This is a genomic window from Streptomyces sp. NPDC001617 (assembly GCF_053596855.1).
This window is the reverse complement of record NZ_JBSFHA010000030.1, coordinates 44,543-66,245: the sequence shown is the minus strand read 5'-3', so window position 1 is coordinate 66,245 and position 21,703 is coordinate 44,543. Positions and strand designations below refer to the sequence as shown.

The 21,703-nt window shown below is 70.0% G+C and carries 20 protein-coding genes; 14 read left to right on the top strand and 6 right to left on the bottom strand.

The window, feature by feature from the left end; all coding sequences use genetic code 11:
- Positions 1–88 precede the first annotated feature (88 nt).
- Positions 89–907 carry a peptidylprolyl isomerase gene (locus tag ACWC09_RS23275; protein WP_450852489.1) on the bottom strand — a complete coding sequence of 273 codons (819 nt, stop codon included), beginning with the start codon at positions 905–907 and terminating at the stop codon, positions 89–91.
- A 179-nt stretch (positions 908–1,086) separates the two neighbouring features.
- Between ACWC09_RS23275 and ACWC09_RS23270 the strand changes: the two genes are divergently transcribed.
- Positions 1,087–1,797 carry an MBL fold metallo-hydrolase gene (locus ACWC09_RS23270; protein WP_450852488.1) on the top strand — a complete coding sequence of 237 codons (711 nt, stop codon included), beginning with the start codon at positions 1,087–1,089 and terminating at the stop codon, positions 1,795–1,797.
- An 11-nt stretch (positions 1,798–1,808) separates the two neighbouring features.
- Positions 1,809–3,071: a histidine--tRNA ligase gene (gene hisS, locus ACWC09_RS23265; RefSeq protein WP_450852487.1), complete on the top strand. Its 1,263-nt coding sequence runs from the start codon at positions 1,809–1,811 to the stop codon at positions 3,069–3,071.
- A gap of 34 nt (positions 3,072–3,105) precedes the next feature.
- Here hisS and ACWC09_RS23260 read toward each other — a convergent pair whose 3' ends face one another.
- Genes ACWC09_RS23260 through ACWC09_RS23245 form a run of 4 tightly spaced genes read right to left on the bottom strand, consistent with a single transcriptional unit; the run spans position 3,106 to position 6,678 of the window.
- Positions 3,106–3,732, bottom strand: coding sequence for a response regulator (locus tag ACWC09_RS23260; RefSeq protein ID WP_450852486.1), 627 nt, complete (start codon positions 3,730–3,732; stop codon positions 3,106–3,108).
- Positions 3,729–4,973: a sensor histidine kinase gene (locus ACWC09_RS23255; protein ID WP_450852519.1), complete on the bottom strand. Its 1,245-nt coding sequence runs from the start codon at positions 4,971–4,973 to the stop codon at positions 3,729–3,731. The genes ACWC09_RS23260 and ACWC09_RS23255 overlap by 4 nt, the downstream gene beginning before the upstream one ends.
- Complete coding sequence (locus ACWC09_RS23250; protein ID WP_450852485.1) at positions 4,970–5,815, bottom strand: ABC transporter permease; 846 nt, start codon at positions 5,813–5,815, stop codon at positions 4,970–4,972. The genes ACWC09_RS23255 and ACWC09_RS23250 overlap by 4 nt, the downstream gene beginning before the upstream one ends.
- Positions 5,812–6,678, bottom strand: a complete 867-nt coding sequence (locus tag ACWC09_RS23245; protein ID WP_450852484.1) for an ABC transporter ATP-binding protein — start codon at positions 6,676–6,678, stop codon at positions 5,812–5,814. Before ACWC09_RS23245 ends, ACWC09_RS23250 begins: the two co-directional genes overlap by 4 nt.
- 146 nt (positions 6,679–6,824) lie before the next feature.
- On the opposite strand from ACWC09_RS23245, the gene ACWC09_RS23240 reads away from it, so the two are divergent.
- The 3 genes from ACWC09_RS23240 to rpsD all read left to right on the top strand — a co-directional run bounded on the left by ACWC09_RS23240 (position 6,825) and on the right by rpsD (position 9,792).
- Entirely contained in the window at positions 6,825–7,481 is a 657-nt protein-coding gene (locus ACWC09_RS23240) for a vitamin K epoxide reductase family protein (protein ID WP_450852483.1), read from the top strand.
- A 43-nt stretch (positions 7,482–7,524) separates the two neighbouring features.
- Entirely contained in the window at positions 7,525–8,880 is a 1,356-nt protein-coding gene (locus ACWC09_RS23235) for a replication-associated recombination protein A (protein ID WP_450852482.1), read from the top strand.
- Between the two features lie 297 nt (positions 8,881–9,177).
- Positions 9,178–9,792 carry a 30S ribosomal protein S4 gene (gene rpsD, locus ACWC09_RS23230; protein ID WP_450852481.1) on the top strand — a complete coding sequence of 205 codons (615 nt, stop codon included), beginning with the start codon at positions 9,178–9,180 and terminating at the stop codon, positions 9,790–9,792.
- 27 nt (positions 9,793–9,819) lie between these two features.
- Here rpsD and ACWC09_RS23225 read toward each other — a convergent pair whose 3' ends face one another.
- Positions 9,820–11,973, bottom strand: a complete 2,154-nt coding sequence (locus ACWC09_RS23225; protein ID WP_450852480.1) for an ATP-binding protein — start codon at positions 11,971–11,973, stop codon at positions 9,820–9,822.
- Positions 11,974–12,125: 152 nt separating this feature from the next.
- On the opposite strand from ACWC09_RS23225, the gene ACWC09_RS23220 reads away from it, so the two are divergent.
- The 9 genes from ACWC09_RS23220 (at position 12,126) to aroB (ending at position 21,697) form a co-directional block, all read left to right on the top strand.
- On the top strand, positions 12,126–12,569 hold the full coding sequence (locus tag ACWC09_RS23220) for a DUF948 domain-containing protein (protein ID WP_450852479.1): 444 nt from the start codon (positions 12,126–12,128) through the stop codon (positions 12,567–12,569).
- Between the two features lie 9 nt (positions 12,570–12,578).
- Complete coding sequence (locus ACWC09_RS23215) at positions 12,579–12,932, top strand: hypothetical protein (RefSeq protein WP_450852478.1); 354 nt, start codon at positions 12,579–12,581, stop codon at positions 12,930–12,932.
- Positions 12,932–15,604 (top strand): alanine--tRNA ligase, encoded by a 2,673-nt coding sequence (alaS, locus tag ACWC09_RS23210; protein ID WP_450852477.1) that lies wholly within the window; start codon positions 12,932–12,934, stop codon positions 15,602–15,604. Before ACWC09_RS23215 ends, alaS begins: the two co-directional genes overlap by 1 nt.
- A 35-nt stretch (positions 15,605–15,639) precedes the next feature.
- Complete coding sequence (ruvX, locus tag ACWC09_RS23205; protein ID WP_450852518.1) at positions 15,640–16,104, top strand: Holliday junction resolvase RuvX; 465 nt, start codon at positions 15,640–15,642, stop codon at positions 16,102–16,104.
- Positions 16,105–16,225: 121 nt separating this feature from the next.
- A complete protein-coding gene (gene mltG, locus ACWC09_RS23200) occupies positions 16,226–17,917 on the top strand; it encodes an endolytic transglycosylase MltG (protein ID WP_450852476.1) in 1,692 nt (563 codons plus the stop codon).
- Positions 17,917–18,732: a shikimate dehydrogenase gene (locus ACWC09_RS23195; protein ID WP_450852475.1), complete on the top strand. Its 816-nt coding sequence runs from the start codon at positions 17,917–17,919 to the stop codon at positions 18,730–18,732. The genes mltG and ACWC09_RS23195 overlap by 1 nt, the downstream gene beginning before the upstream one ends.
- Before the next feature lie 180 nt (positions 18,733–18,912).
- Positions 18,913–20,097 (top strand): chorismate synthase, encoded by a 1,185-nt coding sequence (gene aroC, locus ACWC09_RS23190; protein ID WP_450852474.1) that lies wholly within the window; start codon positions 18,913–18,915, stop codon positions 20,095–20,097.
- Entirely contained in the window at positions 20,094–20,609 is a 516-nt protein-coding gene (locus ACWC09_RS23185; protein ID WP_450852473.1) for a shikimate kinase, read from the top strand. The genes aroC and ACWC09_RS23185 overlap by 4 nt, the downstream gene beginning before the upstream one ends.
- Entirely contained in the window at positions 20,606–21,697 is a 1,092-nt protein-coding gene (aroB, locus tag ACWC09_RS23180) for a 3-dehydroquinate synthase (RefSeq protein WP_450852472.1), read from the top strand. The genes ACWC09_RS23185 and aroB overlap by 4 nt, the downstream gene beginning before the upstream one ends.
- Positions 21,698–21,703: the final 6 nt, after the last annotated feature.

Sequence of the window (21,703 nt, the reverse complement as noted above, 5' to 3'; positions counted from 1 at the left end):
GCCAACATAGGCGACCGGCGGGTTGCCTGTCCGCATCCCGCGCGACCGAAATTTCGCACCTCGGGGTCCGGATGCGGTCCCGAAGCGATCAGGATTTGGTGACCGTCGCCTTGTTGATCACGACCGTCGCGTTCGGCGCCCCGTCGCCCTGGCCCGTGCTCTCTCCGGCGGCGGCGATCTTCTTCAGAACCTTCATGCCCGACGCGGAAACGGTACCGAACGGTGTGTAGCTGGCCGGCAGCTGACTGTCCTGGTAGACGAGGAAGAACTGGCTGCCGCCGGTGTGCTTCTGACCGGTGTTCGCCATCGCCACCGTGCCCGCCGGGTAGACACCGCCCTTCAGGCTTTTGTCCTTCAGGTTCTCGTCCGGGATGGTGTAGCCGGGACCGCCGCTGCCGCTGCCCGTCGGGTCGCCGCACTGCAGCACGTAGATGCCGTTGGTGGTGAGCCGGTGGCACTTCGTGTGGTCGAAGTAGCCCTTCGACGCCAGGAAGTCGAACGAGTTCACGGTGTGCGGGGCCGCCGACGTCTTCAGCGCGATGTCGATGTCACCGCAGGTCGTGGCGAGCTTCATCGTGTACTTCGCCGACTTGTCGATGGTGACCGCCGGCTCCTTCTTCCAGCTGAGCTTCTCCACGGAGCCCTTGGCCGCCTTCGCGCACGGGTCCGGAGCCTTGCTGGTCGGCGCGGCGCTGGGCGTCGTCTCCGAGCTGGCGTTGGCCTTGTCGTCGTTCTTGAGGACCCCGGTCGTGTACAGCGCCACACTGCCGATGACGACCACACCGAGCACCGACGCGATCACGGAGTTGCGCATGCGCGCCTTGCGCCGCGCGGCCGTGCGCCGCTGCTGCTGCCGCAAGAACTTCTCCCGCGCGAGCTGACGCTTCCGCTGTTCCTGGGTGACCACCGGGTTTTCTCCTCATGCGTCTCGTACGTCGACTGGGACGCGTGCGTCTTGTGAGCCGACCGCCTGCGTGTGCCCCGTACCGTATATGGGTTCGCTGAGGAAACGGCAGCGCCGGTAGGCTCTGACGGCAGGCGCGCCCACGGAAAGGCGCACCCGTATCGACACAACGAAGGACGATCGTGCTCATTGCCGGGTTCCCCGCCGGGGCCTGGGGGACGAACTGTTATCTCGTCGCCCCCGCCGCCGGTGAGGAGTGCGTGATCATCGACCCGGGCCATCAGGCCGCCCAAGGAGTCGAGGAAGCGCTGAAGAAGCATCGGCTCAAGCCCGTCGCCGTCGTCCTCACCCATGGCCACATCGACCATGTGGCCTCGGTCGTCCCGGTGTGCGGCGCGCACGACGTGCCCGCCTGGATCCACCCCGAGGACCGCTACATGATGGCGGACCCGGAGAAGGCGCTCGGCCGTTCCATCGGCATGCCGCTGATGGGCGAGCTGACCGTGGGGGAGCCCGACGACGTCAAGGAGCTGACCGACGGCGCGAGGCTGGCGCTGGCGGGTCTGGAGTTCTCCGTCGCACACGCGCCAGGCCATACGAAGGGGTCGGTGACGTTCCAGATGCCCGAGACGACGGACATCCCCTCGGTGTTCTTCTCGGGCGATCTGCTCTTCGCCGGCTCCATCGGACGCACCGACCTGCCCGGCGGTGACATGGCCGAGATGCTCGACTCGCTGGCCCGCGTGTGCCTGCCGCTCGACGACTCGACCGTGGTGCTGTCCGGCCACGGCCCCCAGACGACCATCGGCCAGGAGCGCGCCACCAACCCGTACTTGCGGCAGGTGGCCGCCGGCCCGGGAGCAGACGTCGACGCTCCCCGACGAGGAATGTGACGAGACTTTCCGTGAGCACCTTCAAGGCCCCCAAGGGCACGTACGACCTGATCCCGCCGGACAGCGCGAAGTTCCTGGCGGTCCGCGAGGCCATCGCCGCCCCGTTGCGCAACTCCGGCTACGGCTACGTCGAGACCCCCGGTTTCGAGAACGTCGAGCTCTTCGCGCGCGGTGTCGGCGAGTCCACCGACATCGTGACCAAGGAGATGTACGCCTTCGAGACCAAGGGCGGCGACAAGCTGGCCCTGCGCCCCGAGGGCACGGCGTCCGTGCTCCGCGCGGCGCTTGAGGCCAACCTGCACAAGTCGGGCAACCTCCCGGTCAAGCTCTGGTACTCCGGCTCCTACTACCGCTACGAGCGCCCGCAGAAGGGCCGTTACCGGCACTTCTCGCAGGTCGGTGCCGAGGCGATCGGGGCGGAGGACCCGGCCCTTGACGCCGAGCTGATCATCCTGGCCGACCAGGCGTACCGCTCGCTGGGGCTGAGCGACTTCCGCATCCTGCTCAACAGCCTGGGCGACAAGGAGTGCCGCCCGGTGTACCGCGCCGCGCTCCAGGACTTCCTCCGCGGCCTGGACCTGGACGAGGACACCCTCCGCCGCTCCGAGATCAACCCGCTGCGGGTTCTGGACGACAAGCGGGAATCGGTCCAGAAGCAGCTGGGCGATGCGCCCCTCCTCCGCGACTACCTCTGCGACGCCTGCAAGACCTACCACGAGGAGGTCCGCGAGCTGATCACGGCGGCGGGAGTCTCGTTCGAGGACGACCCGAAGCTGGTCCGCGGCCTCGACTACTACACCCGTACGACCTTCGAGTTCGTCCACGACGGCCTGGGCTCCCAGTCCGCGGTGGGTGGCGGCGGCCGCTACGACGGTCTGTCGGAGATGATCGGCGGCCCGGCACTCCCGTCCGTCGGCTGGGCCCTCGGCGTCGACCGCACGGTCCTGGCGCTGGAGGCGGAGGGCGTCGAGCTCGAACTCCCCTCCACGACCAGCGTGTTCGCGGTCCCGCTCGGCGAGGAGGCGCGCCGCGTCCTCTTCGCCAAGGTCACCGAGCTCCGCAAGGTCGGCATCGCCGCGGACTTCTCCTACGGCGCCAAGGGCCTCAAAGGTGCCATGAAGAACGCCAACCGCAGCGGCGCCCGCTACACGATCGTCGCCGGCGAACGCGACCTCGCCGAGGGTGTCGTACAGCTCAAGGACATGGATTCCGGCGAGCAGTCGGCGATCGGTGTGAACGAGATCGTGGCGGAGCTGGAGGCACGGCTCGGCTAGCACAGGGAAGGGCGCTGGCGACCCGGCGCCCTTCTCACTGGTCGAGCAGCCCGAACCGCATGGCGCTGGTGACTGCCGCTGTCCGGTCGTCGACCCCCAGCTTGCCGAAGGCGCGCAGGAGATGGGTCTTCACCGTGGACTCGCCGATGAACAGCCGACGGCCGATCTCGGCGTTCGTGCAGCCTTCCGCCACCAGTCGCAGTACCGCCGTCTCGCGCTCCGACAGCCGGGGCCGCTCCGGTTTCGTCCGTAGTCGGTCCACCAGTCGGGCCGCCACCGACGGTGCCAGTACGGTCTCGCCGCGGGCGGCCGACCGTACCGCCTCGGCCAGTTCACCGCGGGGCATGTCCTTGAGCAGGTAGCCCGCCGCCCCGGCCTCGACGGCCCGCAGGATGTCCCGGTCCGTCTCGTACGTCGTCAGGACGATCACCCGGCACGACAGGCCCGCCTCGCTCATCCGCACGATCGAGTCGACGCCCCCACCGCCCGGCATCCGCAGGTCCATCAGCACGATGTCGGGCCGGAGTTCGGCAGCCAGCGCCTCCGCCTGCGGGCCGCTCGCCGCGTCGGCGATCACTTCGAGGTCCGGTTCCGCGCTGAGCATCGCCCGCAGACCTTCGCGTACGACGGGATGGTCGTCGGCGAGGACGATACGGATCACGATGAGCTCCTCACGGGCGATAGGGGCGACACGGGTGACAGGGGTGAGGCGGCTGACGCGGGTGACACCGGCAGGCTGACCGTCACCGTCGTACCGTCTCCCGGCCTGCTCTCCACCCGTGCCGTCCCGCCCACCTCCCCGGCCCTGGCACGCAGCCCCGCCAGACCGTATCCCTCGCAGGGTGCCCCGGTGTCGAATCCGCAGCCGTCGTCCCGCACCGACATGGTGAGCGTGTCCTCGGCGTACGTCAGCGCGATACCGACCGTCGCTGAACTCCCCGCGTGCTTGCGGGCGTTGGCCAGCGCCTCCTGGCAGGAGCGCAGGGCGACGACCTCGGGGCCGGCGGGGAGGGGGCGCACCGGACCGGTCACGTCGAGCGTCGCCTCGTGCCGCGCGGCGAGGCGGCGCAACGCGTCCGGCAGAGAGGCGCCGTCGAGGTCGGCGGGCCTGGCACCGGCGACCAGCGCGCGGGCCTCGGCGAGGTTCTGCCGGGCCGTCTCGTCCATCAGGGCGAGGTGGCGGCGGGCCTGCGGGAGGTCGTCGTCCAGTTCCGCCTCCACCGCCTGAATCAGCATCAGCAGGCTGGTGAAGCCCTGCGCGAGCGTGTCGTGGATCTCGCGGGCCATGCGTTCGCGTTCGGTGAGGGCGCCATGGGCTGCGGACAGACGGGAGACCTCGTGGCGGCTGGCGTCCAACTCGGCGATCAGGTCGGCCCGCTCCAGGCTCTGCTCGATGATCCGGATGATCCACCCGCCGACCGCCAGCGAGAAGACGAGGGTGACCACGGAGAACAGGGCGTTCGAGAACAGGTCTCCGCCGCTGGGCCGCCACAGCAGTGCCCAGCCCGCGACCGGCACCAGGTTGATCACGGTGACGGCCACCAGCGACCACCGCATGTGCAGGGTCATGAAGCACTGCGGGATCAGCGCGAACGCCATCAGCCGCGTCTCGCCCACCAGGACCGCCGAGGGCAGGAACATGGCGATCGCCCCGGCGAGATAGCGCACCGCCGGCCCCTGCTCCGGCGGGTCCGCCTGGAGCAGCGGGCGGCCCACCAGCACGTACCAGGGCACCAGCGGGACGAGCAGGGCCGCCGCGACCGCACGGACCAGGAGTCCCGGGTGGGGCGCGGCGAGCACGAAGGCGAGGGTGGCCGCCCAGGCGACCGCGAAGTACACGTCCCAGAGCCGGATCGTCCGGTCCCAGGCGTGTTCCGCGCGGGCCGCGCCCGGGCCGGTCATCCGTCGCGCCGGTTCTTCCAGCGGAAGGTCAGCAGACACAGCACCAATCCTCCGACGCACCACGCCACCAGCACCAGCGCGGTCCGCCCGAACTCCCAGCTCCCCGCCTGCTCCAGCACGCGCGCCGAGTCCGGCAGGAACACGCCCCGCAGCCCCTGGCACAGCCACTTCAGCGGGAACAGGGCACCGATGTTCAGCATCCAGTCCGGAATGGTGTCGATGGAGATGTAGACCCCGGAGATGAACTGCAGGACCAGGAAGGGGAGTACGACCACGGAGCTCGCGCTCTTCGCCGACTTGGGCACCGAGCTGATCGCGATGCCGAGCAGCGAACACCCGGTCAGCCCGAGCACGAAGATCCACGCGAAGTCGAACCAGCGGGTGCCGTCCGACGGCAGATCGACGCCGTAGAAGGCGGTGCCCACGAACAGGAGGATCGCCGTCTCCACGACACCGGTGAACAGAACCAGCCAGATCTTGCCCAGGAAGTACGCGGCCGGCGGCATCGGTGTGCCGCGCAGCCGGCGCAGCACCTTCTCGTCCCGTTCGACGGCGATCGAGATGCCCAGCGACTGGAAGCTGGTCGACATGATGCCCGAGGCCATCATCGCGGGGACGTACAGCTGGGAGGCGGTGACGCCCGAGCCGCGGACGTCGTCGTGGAAGATCGACGCGAAGAGGAAGAGAAAGACGACCGGGAAGGAGAAGGTGAAGACGACCTGGTCGCGCTGGCGGAAGAACTGCTTGATCTCCAGCGCGCCCCGCTGGAGGCCAAGGCCCCAGGCGCCGGGGAGCCGATCCGCGCGCGTCTCGCTCCCGGTCCGTACGGCGGTGGTGGTCATCGCGCGTCCTCCTGTCCGGTCAGCCGGAGGTAGACGTCCTCCAGGGTGGGGCGGGTCACCAGCAGTCCCGGGATCTCGCCGTCGAAGCGGTGCATGAGCTCGGCGACCGTCCGGGTGGGCGTTTCCGTGCGCTCCGCGCGCGTGCCACCGTCCGGCTCGGTCCACGCGACGGTGGCCTCCGTGCCGTACCGCTCCCGCAGCGCGGACGGCTCTCCCTCGGCGACGACCTGGCCCTTTGCGATGACCGCGAGCCGGTCGGCGAGCGCCTCCGCCTCCTCCAGATAGTGCGTGGTCAGCAGGATCGTCGTGCCCTCCTCGGCGAGCAGCCGGATCAGATCCCAGAACTGGCGCCTGGCCGCCGGGTCGAAGCCGGTCGTCGGCTCGTCCAGGAGCAGCAGCTCGGGTCCGCCGATCACCCCCAGGGCGACGTCGAGGCGGCGCCGCTGACCGCCGGACAGAGCCTTGATGCGGCTACCGGCCTTCGCGTCCAGGCCCACCAGGCCGATGACCTCCTCGGAGTCGCGCGGCCTCGGGTAGTAGCGCGCGAAGTGCCGTACGGTCTCCCGGACCGTCAACTCGGCGGGGGCCGATTCGTCCTGCCAGACGATTCCGACACGTGACCTCCACGCACGTGTGCCGTGCGCCGGATCCGCCCCGAGCACCGACACCTCGCCCGCGTCCCGCGAGCGGTTGCCCTGGAGGATCTCCACCGTGGTGCTCTTGCCCGCGCCATTGGGTCCGAGCAGGCCGAACACCTCACCGCGCCGGATGCCCAGGTCGATGCCGTCCACCGCGGTCACGTCCCCGTACTGCTTGCGCAGCCCCCGTACGTCCACCGCGAGTTCGTTCGCGTGTGCTGTCATGCCGTCGAGCATCGTCCGGAACCGAACGCTCGGGGACGACCATGCGTACTTCCTTATGTCCACCGAACGGTGGACAGGGCCCCTGGTGCGGCAGAATGGGCCATGCCCGAAGAAGGTCCAACTCTCCAGCAGACGGAATCGGCGTGATGAGCAAGACGACAGTCAAAGACGTCTCCACCGAGCCCGAGCCGAGCAGCGCGGCCGCCGAGACGCGCACGGTGGGCGGCAGTCGTGCCTTCGCCCTGTTGCTGATCATCACCGGTGCGGCCGGTCTGCTCGCCGCGTGGGTCATCACGATCGACAAGTTCAAGCTTCTCGAGGCCAAGGTCGAGGGCAAGACCTTCACCCCCGGCTGCAGCCTCAACCCGGTCGTCTCCTGCGGCAGCGTCATGGAGTCCAAGCAGGCCGCCGCCTTCGGCTTCCCGAACCCGATGCTGGGCCTGGTCGCCTACGGCATCGTCATCTGCGTCGGCATGAGCCTGCTGGCCCGCGCCCGTTTCCCGCGCTGGTACTGGCTGACCTTCAACTTCGGCACGCTCTTCGGCGTGGGCTTCTGCACCTGGCTGCAGTTCCAGTCCCTGTACCGGATCAACGCGCTGTGCCTGTGGTGCTCGCTGGCCTGGGTCGCGACGATCACGATGTTCTGGTACGTGACGTCCTTCAACATCCGCAACGACTTCCTGCCGACCCCGCGCTGGCTGAAGAGCTTCTTCGGCGAGTTCACCTGGGTGGTACCGGTCCTGCACATCGGCATCATCGGCATGCTGATCCTCACGCGCTGGTGGGACTTCTGGACCAGCTGACACCGCCGGCCCCGTTGTCAGTGCGGTCATTTAGGGTTTCAGCGTGGAGCCCGACCTTTTCACCGCAGCCGCAGAAGAACGCCAGGAGAAGGACCCCGCGGGGAGTCCCCTGGCGGTCCGGATGCGCCCGCGCACCCTCGACGAGGTGGTGGGCCAGCAGCACCTGCTGAAGCCCGGCTCGCCCCTGCGCCGACTGGTCGGCGAGGGCGCCGGCGGACCCGCCGGTCCGTCCTCGGTGATCCTCTGGGGCCCACCCGGCACCGGCAAGACGACGCTGGCCTATGTCGTCTCCAAGGCCACCAACAAGCGCTTCGTCGAGCTCTCGGCCATCACCGCGGGCGTCAAGGAGGTTCGCGCGGTCATCGACGGCGCCCGCCGCGCCACCGGGGGATACGGCAAGGAGACCGTCCTCTTCCTGGACGAGATCCACCGCTTCAGCAAGGCACAGCAGGACTCCCTGCTCCCCGCGGTCGAGAACCGCTGGGTGACTCTGATCGCGGCGACCACCGAGAACCCGTACTTCTCGGTGATCTCCCCGCTCCTGTCCCGTTCCCTCCTCCTCACCCTCGAACCCCTCACCGACGACGACGTCCGCGGACTGCTCCGACGCGCCCTCAGCGACGAGCGCGGCCTCAAGGACGCCGTCACCCTCCCCGAGGACACCGAGGACCACTTCCTGCGCATCGCCGGCGGCGACGCGCGTCGTGCGCTGACCGCGCTGGAGGCAGCCGCCGGGGCCGCCCTCGACAAGGGCGAGACGGAGATCTCCCTCACCACCCTGGAGGAGGTCGTCGACCGGGCGGCGGTGAAGTACGACCGCGACGGCGACCAGCACTACGACGTCGCCAGTGCCCTGATCAAGTCCATCAGGGGCTCGGACGTCGACGCCGCCCTGCACTACCTGGCCCGCATGATCGAGGCCGGCGAGGACCCCCGCTTCATCGCCCGCCGCCTGATGATCTCCGCGAGCGAGGACATCGGCCTGGCCGACCCGAACGCGCTGCCGATCGCCGTGGCCGCAGCCCAGGCCGTCGCCATGATCGGCTTCCCCGAGGCCGCCCTCACCCTCAGCCACGCCACCATCGCCCTCGCGCTGGCTCCCAAGTCGAACGCCGCGACGATGGCGATCGGCGCCGCCCGGGAGGACGTACGCAGCGGACTGGCGGGCCCGGTGCCGCCGCACCTGCGGGACGGCCACTACAAGGGCGCCGCCAAGCTCGGCCACGCGCAGGGATACGTGTATCCGCACGACCTGGCCGAGGGCATCGCCGAGCAGCAGTACGCGCCGGACGCCCTCAAGGACCGCGAGTACTACACGCCGACCAGACACGGCGCCGAGGCGCGGTACGCGGACGCCGTGGAGTGGACCAGGAAGCGCCTCGGTCGGAAGCGGTCCTGAGCACCCTGTAGAATCCCTCGGAGCGCCGAGTCCCGCGCAGTCAGAGCGGGACACCCGGCCGGAACCCCCAGCGGGTTCCAGGAGCGTCGCGCACCGTTCGAATGGTGTCGCGGGCAGCCCACCACCATCCGTCGTACGACGGGACAGGTCGGTGGGCCACTCGCGTGCTGCACGTATGTGCCCAGACCAGGGGAGCGGCTGCCCACCAGGTCCAGGCGGACCCGGAGGGTTTCCCCGGCTGCGGATGCGACCTCCCTCAACCCTGACAAGCCGAATATCAGAAGGAAGAAAGAGACAGTGGCGAACCAGTCCCGCCCCAAGGTCAAGAAGTCGCGTGCCCTCGGCATCGCGCTGACCCCGAAGGCCGTCAAGTACTTCGAGGCCCGCCCCTACCCGCCGGGTGAGCACGGCCGTGGCCGCAAGCAGAACTCGGACTACAAGGTCCGTCTGCTGGAGAAGCAGCGTCTGCGCGCGCAGTACGACGTGTCCGAGCGTCAGCTCGTCCGCGCCTACGAGCGTGCCTCCAAGGTCCAGGGCAAGACCGGTGAGGCCCTGATCATCGAGCTCGAGCGCCGTCTCGACGCCCTGGTCCTGCGTTCGGGCATCGCCCGCACCATCTACCAGGCCCGTCAGATGGTCGTGCACGGCCACATCGAGGTCAACGGCCAGAAGGTCGACAAGCCGTCGTTCCGCGTCCGTCCCGACGACGTCGTGATGGTCCGCGAGCGCAGCCGTGAGAAGACCCTCTTCGCGATCGCCCGCGAGGGCGGCTTCGCCCCCGACGGTGAGACCCCCCGCTACCTGCAGGTGAACCTCAGGGCCCTGGCGTTCCGCCTGGACCGCGAGCCGAACCGCAAGGAAGTTCCGGTCATCTGCGACGAGCAGCTCGTCGTCGAGTACTACGCCCGCTGATCTTCTTCAGCAGGCGGTAGCACCACCTCAGCCCGCCGTCTCCCCGCCCTTCCGGGTGCGGGAGGCGGCGGGCTCGTGCATCTCCGCGCGGGCCGTCGTGTGCCGCACCGGCCCGCGCGGCGAGGGCACGGCGTCCAGCGGCCGCTCGAGCGCCCGCGACACCGCCACCTCCCGCACCAGGCGCGCCCCTTCCTCCACGCACTCCGCGTACCGCGCGTCGCCGAGCCGCTCCCGGGCCATCGCCTCGCACAGCTCGTGCGGGTCGTTGTAGTAGGCCGAGCCGAACAGCTGCAGCCCCACGGACGGCCACATCCGGCCCGCCGCGCCCTGCAGCACCGCGGCCTCCGCCGCATCGCCCTCCACCGCCGTGACCAGGGCCAGCAGCTCGACCGAGAGCACCGAGCCGAGCAGGTCGTGGAAGGCGTGGGCGCCGGTGAGACAGTCGGTCAGCAGGGCACGCGCGCGTGCGGGATCGCCCTCGGCCCAGGCCGCGTACGCCAGGACGTACAGCGCGTAGGAACGCGTCCACCGCTCGCCGTGGTCCTCACAGACCCGGCGCACGTCCTCGCACATCCGCACCGCGCCCGGCAGATCACCCTGGAAGGCGCGCGTCATCGCCAGCTCGACCTGGCCCATCAGCACATTGCTGTTGAGCTCGCCGATCTCGTGGTAGCGGTCCAGTGCCGAGCGCAGCAGCGTTTCCGCACGCGCCATGTCGTCCGTGACCAGGGCCAGACAGCCGGTGCGATGCTCCGCGTAGGCCACGGCTGTCGGATCGCCGCAGCGCTCCGCCTCCTCCCGGCACTCCTGGAGCGCCGCCAGCGCCGGCATCGTGTCGCCCTGCAGGATCGCCACATAACCCAGCACCCACAGCGCCTTCAACCGCGACTGGTCGTGCCCCGAGTCCAGCTGCACCACCTGCTCCAGCCAGTGCCGCCCCTCCGACAGCCGCCCGCAACCCGCCCAGTAGAACCACAGCGAGCCCGCGAGGTACTGACCCAGATGCGCCTCCTCCGGCTCGGTCAGACAGTGATCGAGGGCGCACCGCAGATTCGGCAGCTCCGCCTCCACCCGCGCGGCCACCTCGTCCTGACGCGGCGAGAACCAGTCCAGCTCGCACCAGGTCGCCAGCCCCAGATACCAGTCCCGGTGCCGCCGCCGCAGCCGCGCCGCGTCTCCGGTCGCCTCCAGCCAGTCGGCGCCGTACGCCCGTACGGTGTCCAGCATCCGATAGCGCACACCCGCCGGCGTCTCCTCGCGCGCGACCACGGACTGCGCGAGCAACTCGGTCAGCACATCCAGGACGTCATCGGCCGCCAGCCCCCGCCCGCTGCACACGTACTCGACGGCCTCCAGATCGAACTGCCCGGCGAACACCGACAGTCGTGACCACAGCAACCGCTCCTGCCCAGTGCACAGTTCATGGCTCCAGCCGATCGCCAGACGCAGGGTCTGATGGCGCGGCAACGCGTCCCGCCCACCCCCGGTCAGCACCCGGAACCGGTCGTCGAGCCGCTCCAGCAACTGCCCCGGCGACAGCGCCCGCAGCCGCCCCGCGGCCAGCTCGATCGCGAGCGGAATCCCGTCGAGGCGCCGGCAGAGCTCCCGTACATCCTGGTCGTCCGAGGCAGGCATCCCGTGCGGCGCGGCCCGCTCGGCGAACAGCTCCACCGCCTCGTCCGCACCGAGCGGCGCCAGCGGGAACACCCGCTCGCCCGCCACGGCCAGCGGCCTCCGCCCCACCGCGAGCACCCTCAGGCCGGGCACCTCGCGCAGCAACTCGCCCACCAGCTCGGCACACGCGTCCACCAGATGCTCGAACCCGTCCAGCACCAGCAGGAGTTGACGCTCGGCGAGATGAGCGAGCAGCGTCTCGCGAGGAAGCCGGGTCGTGTGATCCGTGAGCCCCAGAGCCTCTACGACGGCGTAGTCGACGAACTCCGCGTCGCGCACCGGCGACAGCTCCACCCGCCACACACCGTCGTACGGAGCGCGGCGCGCGGCCGCCCGGGCCGCCAGCCGCGACTTGCCGACCCCGCCCGCGCCGGTCACCGTCACCAGACGCGCGGCGTCGAGCGCCCGCGCCAGCCCGGCGAGTTCGGCCGAGCGCCCGACGAACGCGTTGAGTTCGAGGGGCAGATTGCCGTCGACCGAGCCGTCGTCGCGCTGCTGATCCCGCATGGAATACGGAGCGTACTGAATCGTATTCACTCCGTACAATCGCCGGGAGCGAATCGGCGGCGGGCGGACCGTAATCCGGTGCGGAGCCCCACCCCCGGCGCGATAGGCTCGGCTACGACTTTTTCGATGTTCAGGCATGTTCCAGGGAGCGGGTGCGCGTGGTGTCCGGTGGAGAGGTGGCCGGGATCCTGGTGGCCGTCTTCTGGGCGATCCTGGTCTCCTTCCTCGCGGTGGCCCTCGCGAGGCTGGCCCAGACGCTCAGGGCGACCACCAAGCTGGTGGCGGACGTGACCGACCAGGCCGTCCCGCTGCTGGCCGACGCCTCCTCCGCGGTGCGCTCCGCGCAGACCCAGATCGACCGGGTCGACGCGATCGCGACCGACGTCCAGGAGGTCACGTCGAACGCCTCGGCCCTGTCCACCACCGTCGCCTCCACCTTCGGCGGCCCCCTGGTCAAGGTCGCGGCCTTCGGCTACGGAGTCCGCCGGGCCCTCGGCGCCCGCCGGGAGGACGTGCCCGCCAAGGAGTCCCGGCGTACCGTGATCGTGGGCCGGACGGTCCCGGCCGCGCGGCGGGGCAAGCGGAAGAAGGACTGAGACCTAGCGATGTTCCGCCGTACGTTCTGGTTCACCACGGGCGTCGCCGCCGGTGTGTGGGCCACCACCAAGGTCAACCGCAAGCTGAGGCAGCTGACCCCCGAGAGCCTCGCCGCGTCCGCGGCCAACAAGGCGCTCGAGGCCGGTCACCGCATCAAGGACCGCGCGGTCGGCTTCGCGCTGGACGTCCGGGACAACATGGCCCAGCGGGAGGAGGAGCTGGGGGAGGCCCTGGGCATCACTGCGGCTCCCGAACTCCCCGCACCCCGGCGGTACGCCGCCATCGAGAACCGCAACAACCCGAAGTACGTCGAGGGCTCGACGTACCAGACGTACTCGTACAACCGGAATGAGGACCACTGATGGAGTCGGCCGAGATTCGCCGCCGCTGGCTGAGCTTCTTCGAGGAGCGCGGGCACACCGTCGTCCCTTCGGCGTCGCTCATCGCGGACGACCCGACTCTGCTCCTGGTCCCCGCCGGCATGGTGCCCTTCAAGCCCTACTTCCTGGGTGAGGTCAAGCCGCCCTTCGACCGCGCCACCAGCGTGCAGAAGTGCGTGCGTACGCCCGACATCGAAGAGGTCGGCAAGACCACCCGCCACGGCACCTTCTTCCAGATGTGCGGCAACTTCTCCTTCGGCGACTACTTCAAGGAAGGCGCCATCAAGTACGCCTGGGAGCTGCTCACCAGCCCCCAGGACAAGGGCGGTTACGGCCTGGAGCCGGAGAAGCTCTGGATCACCGTCTACAAGGACGACGACGAGGCCGAGCGCATCTGGCACGAGGTCGTCGGTGTGCCGAAGGAGCGCATCCAGCGCCTCGGCATGAAGGACAACTACTGGTCCATGGGCGTCCCCGGCCCCTGCGGCCCCTGTTCCGAGATCAACTACGACCGAGGCCCCGACTTCGGCGTCGAGGGCGGTCCCGCCGTCAACGACGAGCGGTACGTGGAGATCTGGAACCTCGTCTTCATGCAGTACGAGCGCGGCGAGGGCATCGGCAAGGACAACTTCGAGATCCTCGGCGAGCTCCCCAGCAAGAACATCGACACGGGCCTGGGCCTGGAGCGACTCGCCATGATTCTGCAGGGCGTGCAGAACATGTACGAGATCGACACCTCCATGGCCGTCATCAGGAAGGCCACCGAGCTGACCGGTGTCGCCTACGGCGACGCCCACGCCTCGGACGTCTCCCTGCGCGTGGTCACCGACCACATGCGTACGTCGGTGATGCTCATCGGCGACGGCGTGACCCCCGGCAACGAGGGCCGCGGCTACGTCCTGCGCCGCATCATGCGCCGCGCCATCCGCAACATGCGCCTGCTGGGCGCCACCGGCCCGGTCGTGCTCGACCTGATCGACACCGTGATCGGCATGATGGGCCAGCAGTACCCCGAGCTGGTCACCGACCGCGAGCGCATCGAGAAGGTCGCCGTCGCCGAGGAGAACGCCTTCCTCAAGACGCTGAAGGCCGGCACCAACATCCTCGACACCGCGGTCACCGAGACCAAGCAGTCCGGTGGCACGATTCTCGCCGGCGACAAGGCGTTCCTGCTCCACGACACCTGGGGCTTCCCGATCGACCTCACCCTGGAGATGGCCGCCGAGCAGGGCCTCTCGGTGGACGAGGACGGCTTCCGCCGTCTGATGAAGGAGCAGCGGGAGCGCGCCAAGGCCGACGCCCAGGCGAAGAAGACCGGCCACGCCGGCGCGGGTGCCTACCGGGAGATCGCCGACAAGGTCGGCGAGACCGACTTCATCGGCTACGGCGACACCGAGGGCGAGTCCACGATCGTCGGCATCCTCGTCGACGGCACCTCCTCCCCGGCCGCGACCGAGGGCGACGAGGTCGAGATCGTCCTCGACCGCACCCCGTTCTACGCCGAGGGCGGCGGCCAGATCGGTGACACCGGCAAGATCAAGGTCGACTCCGGCGCGGTCATCGAGATCCGCGACTGCCAGAAGCCGGTCCCGGGCGTCTACGTCCACAAGGGTGTCGTCCAGGTCGGCGAGGTCACGGTCGGCGCCAAGGCGCACGCCTCCATCGACGCCCGTCGCCGCACGGCCATCGCCCGCGCCCACTCGGCCACGCACCTCACCCACCAGGCGCTGCGTGACGCGCTCGGCCCGACGGCCGCCCAGGCCGGTTCCGAGAACCAGCCCGGCCGCTTCCGCTTCGACTTCGGTTCCCCGTCCGCCGTTCCCACGGCCGTGATGACCGACGTCGAGCAGAAGATCAACGAAGTCCTCGCCCGCGACCTGGACGTCCGCGCCGACATCATGGGCATCGACGAGGCCAAGAAGCAGGGCGCCATCGCCGAGTTCGGCGAGAAGTACGGCGAGCGGGTCCGCGTGGTGACCATCGGCGACTTCTCCAAGGAGCTGTGCGGCGGCACGCACGTGCACAACACCTCGCAGCTCGGTCTGGTGAAGCTGCTCGGCGAGTCCTCGATCGGTTCGGGTGTCCGCCGTATCGAAGCCCTTGTCGGCGTCGACGCCTACAACTTCCTCGCCCGTGAGCACACGGTCGTCGCCCAGCTCCAGGAGCTGATCAAGGGCCGCCCGGAGGAGCTCCCGGAGAAGGTCTCCGCCATGCTCGGCAAGCTGAAGGACGCCGAGAAGGAGATCGAGAAGTTCCGCGCCGAGAAGGTGCTGCAGGCCGCCGCCGGCCTCGTCGAGTCCGCCAAGGACGTGCACGGCGTGGCCGTCGTCACCGGCCAGGTCCCGGACGGCACCACCCCCGACGACCTGCGCAAGCTGGTCCTCGACGTGCGCGGCCGCATCCAGGGCGGGCGTGCTGCCGTAGTGGCTCTCTTCACGGTCAACAACGGCAAGCCCCTCACGGTCATCGCCACCAACGAGCCCGCCCGCGAGCGCGGTCTCAAGGCCGGTGACCTGGTCCGCACGGCCGCCAAGACCCTCGGCGGCGGCGGTGGCGGCAAGCCGGACGTCGCCCAGGGCGGCGGTCAGAGCCCGGCCGCGATCGGCGAGGCCGTGGACGCGGTCGAGCGGCTCGTGGCGGAAACGGCCAAGTGAGCATCGAGCGGGAATCGAGTGAGGGCGGCCCGGTGATGCGCCGGGGCCGCCGGCTCGCGATCGATGTCGGGGACGCCCGGATCGGAGTCGCCTCCTGTGACCCCGACGGGATCCTCGCCACCCCGGTGGAGACGGTCCCCGGCCGGGACATCCCGGCAGCTCACCGCCGACTTCGCCAACTGGTCGAGGAGTACGAACCGATCGAGGTCGTCTGCGGGCTCCCGCGCTCCCTCAAGGGGGGCGAGGGCCCGGCCGCGGTAAAGGTTCGCAAGTTCGCCCAGGAGCTCGCGAAGGGCATTGCCCCGGTCCCCGTCCGCCTCGTCGACGAGCGGATGACGACGGTGACGGCCAGTCAAGGACTGCGCGCCTCAGGGGTGAAGTCCAAGAAAGGCCGCTCGGTCATCGACCAGGCAGCCGCTGTGATCATCCTGCAGCAGGCCCTGGAATCCGAACGAGTGTCAGGTAAAGCACCCGGCGAGGGCGTCGAAGTGGTCATCTGATCGCGATACGGTAACGTTCCGCGCGATGTCGGCGTTCGAACAGTCGCCGCACAGAATGAGGCGGAACGATGACAGGCCCGCAAAGGCCGCGTGATCACCGCCTCGCGGCTCTAGGGGTTTGATGACTGAGTATGGCCGGGGCCAAGGCTCCGAACCGTGGCATCCGGAGGACCCGTACTACGGGGACGACGGATGGGGTGGACAGCAGGCCCAGGTGGGCCAGCAGTCCCCCTACGGCGGCCAGCCACAGCACTTTCCAGAGCAGCCGCAGCAGCAGCACTACAGAGGCTGGGGCGATGACGGCCAACAGGCCGGACACGGTCAGGCGCAGCAGTACCAGCAGCAGTATCCGCAGTACGACCAGCAGCAGTACGACCAGCAGCAGTACTACGCCGGACAGGACCAGCAGTCGTACGACCAGAGCCAGGGCGGCTGGGGCGCGGGCACGCACACGCATGTGCAGTACACGGACCCGCAGGACCCGTATGCCCAGCAGGCGGCCGCGGCCTCGTACGGCGAGCAGCCCGACTACTACGGCACCCCGGACGCCTACCCGCCGCCGGAGCCGCCCAGCCGTCGGCAGACTGAGCCCGAGCCGCCGCAGACGGACTGGGACCCCGGCCCTGACCAGGGCGAACACGCCTTCTTCGCCGGTGGTGACGACGACGAAGAGGACGAGGACGAGGACTCACGCGCCGGCCGCAAGGCCCGCGGCGGCAAGAAGCCGAAGAAGAAGAGCCGCAACGGCTGCGCCTGCCTCGTCCTGGTGCTGGTCTTCGGCGGAGGTCTCGCCGGGGTCGGCTATTTCGGCTGGCAGTACTACCAGGATCGTTTCGGCCCGGCACCGGACTACGCGGGCGACGGCGACGGCACAGAGGTCACGGTCGTCATCCCGAAGGGCGCCGGCGGCTATGTGATCGGGCAGAAGCTGAAGGAAGCCGGGGTCGTCGAGAGCGTCGACGCCTTCGTCTCCGCGCAGCAGTCGAACCCCGACGGCAAGAAGATCCAGGACGGCGTCTACACGCTGCAGAAGCACATGTCGGCCGCGAGCGCGGTCGAACTGATGCTCAGCAACAAGAGCCGCAGCAACCTGGTCCTCGCCGAGGGCCTGCGCAACGCGCAGATCTACAAGCTGATCGACACCCGCCTCGGTGTGGCCGACGGCACGACGGCGAAGATCGCCAAGCAGGACTACAAGAAGCTCGGCCTTCCTTCCTGGGCGCTGAACCACCCCAACGTCAAGGACCCGCTGGAAGGGTTCCTCTACCCGTCCAGCTACGCGGCCGCCAAGGGCCAGAAGCCCGAGGCGGTCCTGAAGGACATGGTCACCCGGGCCAGCGACAAGTACGCGGCACTCGGCCTGGTGAAGAAGGCGAAGAGCCTGGGCCTCGACGGCCCCTGGCAGCTGCTCACCGTGGCGAGCCTGGCCCAGGCGGAGGGCACCAGCCACGACGACTTCCGCAAGATGGCCGAGGTCGTCTACAACCGCCTCAAGCCCGGCAACCCGGAGACCTACGGCTCGCTCGAGTTCGACTCCACGTACAACTACATCAAGAACCAGACCAAGATCGACCTGAGCATCGCCGAGCTGCGGAAGTACAACAACCCGTACAACACGTACTACGTGAAGGGCCTGCCCCCCGGCCCGATCGACAACCCCGGTGAGCTGGCGCTCAAGGGCGCGCTCGACCCGACGCACGACGGCTGGTACTACTTCATCTCGTTGGACGGGAAGACCAGCAAGTTCACGAAGACCCTCGCCGAGCACAACAGACTGGTCGAGGAATTCAACGCGTCGAGGAACAAGAACTGATGTCAGCACCCCGACGGGCGGCCGTGCTCGGCTCGCCCATCGCCCACTCCCTGTCGCCGCAGCTGCACAACGCGGGCTACCGGACGCTCGGCCTGGACGACTGGTCGTACGACAGGTTCGAGATCGACGAGGCCGCCCTGCCCGGGTTCCTCGAGCGGCTCGGCCCCGAGTGGGCGGGGTTGTCCCTGACCATGCCGTTGAAGCGGGCGGTGATCCCGTTGCTCGACGAGATCACCGACACGGCCGCCTCGGTCGAGGCCGTCAACACCGTGGTCTTCCGGCCCGACGGGCGCAAGGTCGGCGACAACACCGACATCCCCGGCCTGGTCGCCGCCCTGCACGAGCGCGGCGTGGAGAAGACCGAGTCGGCGGCGATCCTGGGCGCCGGCGCCACCGCCTCCTCCGCCCTGGCCGCGCTGGCCCGCGTCTGCACCGGTGAGGTCACCGTGTACGTGCGCAGCGAGCGGCGCGCCGACGAGATGCGCCAGTGGGGCGAACGGCTCGGGGTCCAGGTCCGCCCGGCGGACTGGACGGATGCGGTACGGGCCTTCGACGCACCCCTCGTCATCTCGACGACGCCCGCCGGAGGCACCGACGAGCTCGCCGCGCAGGTCCCGACCCAGGTCGGCACCCTCTTCGACGTGCTCTACGAGCCGTGGCCCACGGCGCTCGCCGCGGCCTGGCAGGACCGGGGCGGCCCGGTACTGGGCGGCCTCGACCTGCTGGTGCACCAGGCGGTGTTCCAGTTCCACCAGTTCACGGGGGACCCGCGGTCGCCGCTGGCGGCCATGCGTGAGGCGGCTGAGCGGGGCTGACCTCCACGGGGTGCTGCCGTGCCCCGCCCTGTCCGTCTGCCGGACTCGGATCGGAGTCGCCCCCCGGACGTGGGAGGATCGGGGTGGCGGGCCAGGGCCGCGCACCTGGTCGCGCCGTCGCCGTACGCGAGGACGCGCGTACGCAGGGCAGTACGAGGGCGCGAGCACTGAGGAGCACCGTTGAGCAGGTTGCGCTGGCTGACCGCGGGGGAGTCCCACGGTCCCGCACTCGTGGCGACGCTGGAGGGCCTTCCCGCCGGCGTGCCGATCACCACGGAGATGGTGGCGGACCACCTGGCCCGGCGCCGGCTCGGCTATGGACGCGGTGCGCGCATGAAGTTCGAGCGCGACGAGGTCACCTTTCTGGGCGGCGTCCGGCACGGTCTGACCCTCGGCTCCCCGGTCGCGATCATGGTGGGCAACACCGAGTGGCCCAAGTGGGAGCAGGTCATGGCGGCCGACCCGGTCGACCCGGAGATCCTGGCCGGGCTGGCGCGCAACGCGCCGCTGACCCGGCCCCGCCCCGGCCACGCCGACCTGGCGGGCATGCAGAAGTACGGCTTCGACGAGGCCCGGCCGATCCTTGAGCGGGCCTCCGCCCGGGAGACCGCGGCCCGCGTCGCGCTCGGCGCGGTCGCACGGTCGTACGTGAAGGAGACGGCCGGCATCGAGATCGTCAGCCACGTCGTGGAGCTGTGCTCGGTGAAGGCCCCGGCCGGTGTGTACCCGACCCCGGCCGACGTGGAGAAGCTGGACGCCGACCCGCTGCGCTGCCTGGACGCGGACGCGTCGAAGGCGATGGTCGCCGAGGTCGACCAGGCCCACAAGGACGGCGACACGCTCGGCGGCGTGGTCGAGATCCTCGCCTACGGCGTCCCGGTCGGCCTGGGTTCGCACGTGCACTGGGACCGCAAGCTGGACGCCCGCCTGGCCGGTGCGCTCATGGGCATCCAGGCGATCAAGGGCGTGGAGCTCGGCGACGGCTTCGAGCTCGCTCGCGTGCCCGGCTCCAAGGCGCACGACGAGATCGTGAACACCCCCGAGGGCATCCGCCGTGTCTCCGGCCGCTCCGGCGGCACCGAGGGCGGCCTGACCACGGGCGAGCTGCTCCGCGTCCGTGCCGCGATGAAGCCGATCGCGACCGTCCCGCGGGCCCTGCAGACGGTCGACGTGACCACCGGCGAGGCCACCCAGGCCCACCACCAGCGCTCCGACGTGTCGGCGGTCCCAGCGGCCGGCATCGTCGCCGAGGCCATGGTCGCCCTGGTCCTCGCGGACGCGGTCGCGGAGAAGTTCGGCGGCGACTCGGTCACCGAGACCCGCCGCAACGTCCGGTCCTACCTCGACAACCTGGCCATCCGATGACCGCTCCCCAGGTGGTGCTGGTCGGTCCGATGGGCGTGGGCAAGTCGACCGTCGGCCAGCTGCTGGCCGAGCGGCTCGGCGTCGGCTACCGGGACACGGACGACGACATCGTGGCGGCCGAGGGCCGCACGATCGCCGAGATCTTCGTCGACGAGGGCGAGCCGGTCTTCCGGGCGATCGAGAAGCGGGCCGTGAAGCGGGCGCTGGCCGAGCACGAGGGCGTCCTGGCGCTGGGCGGCGGCTCGATCCTGGACGCGGACACGCGCGCGCTGCTGGCCGGGCAGCGGGTCGTCTACCTCTCGATGGACGTCGAGGAGGCGGTCAAGCGCACCGGCCTGAACCAGGCGCGCCCCCTCCTCGCGGTCAACCCGCGCAAGCAGTGGCGCGAGCTGATGGAGGCCCGCCGCTCGCTGTACGAGGAGGTCGCCACCGCGGTCGTGGCCACCGACAGCCGTACGCCCGAAGAGGTTGCCCAAGTCGCCCTGGACGCTTTGGAGTTGAAAGAAGCATGAGCGAGGCAGTCACCCGGATCCAGGTCGGCGGGAGCGCGGGCAGTGACCCGTACGAGGTCCTGGTGGGCCGTCAACTCCTGGGCGAGCTGGGCGGGTTGATCGGGGAGAGGGCCAAGCGGGTCGCCGTGATCCACCCCGAGGCGCTCGCCGAGACCGGGGAGGCGCTGCGTGCCGACCTCGCCGGGCAGGGTTACGAGGCCGTCGCCATCCAGGTGCCGAACGCGGAGGAGGCCAAGACCGCCGAGGTCGCCGCCTACTGCTGGAAGGCGCTGGGCCAGTCCGGTTTCACCCGCACCGACGTCATCGTCGGCGTCGGCGGCGGCTCGACCACCGACCTGGCCGGCTTCGTGGCCGCGACCTGGCTGCGCGGCGTGCGCTGGATCGCGATCCCCACCACCGTCCTCGCGATGGTGGACGCGGCCGTCGGCGGCAAGACCGGCATCAACACCGCCGAGGGCAAGAACCTGGTGGGCGCCTTCTTCCCGCCCGCCGGCGTGCTGTGCGACCTGGCCGCGCTGGACTCCCTCCCGGTCAACGACTACGTCTCCGGACTCGCCGAGATCATCAAGGCGGGCTTCATCGCGGACCCGGTGATCCTGGAGCTCATCGAGTCCGATCCCGAGGCCGCGCGCACCCCGGCGGGCCCGCACACCGCGGAGCTCATCGAGCGCTCGATCCGGGTCAAGGCCGAGGTCGTCTCCTCGGACCTCAAGGAGGCCGGTCTCCGCGAGATCCTCAACTACGGCCACACGCTCGGCCACGCCATCGAGAAGAACGAGCGCTACAAGTGGCGGCACGGCGCCGCGGTCGCCGTCGGCATGCACTTCGCCGCCGAACTCGGCCGTCTCGCGGGCAGGTTGGACGACGCGACGGCCGACCGCCACCGCACGGTCCTCGAATCCGTGGGCCTGCCCCTCCACTACCGCTACGACCAGTGGCCCAAGCTGCTGGAGACGATGAAGGTCGACAAGAAGTCCCGCGGCGACCTCCTGCGCTTCATCGTCCTCGACGGCCTGGCCAAGCCCACCGTCCTGGAGGGCCCCGACCCGGCCGTGCTGCTCGCCGCGTACGGCGAAGTGGGCGAGTAAGTCCAC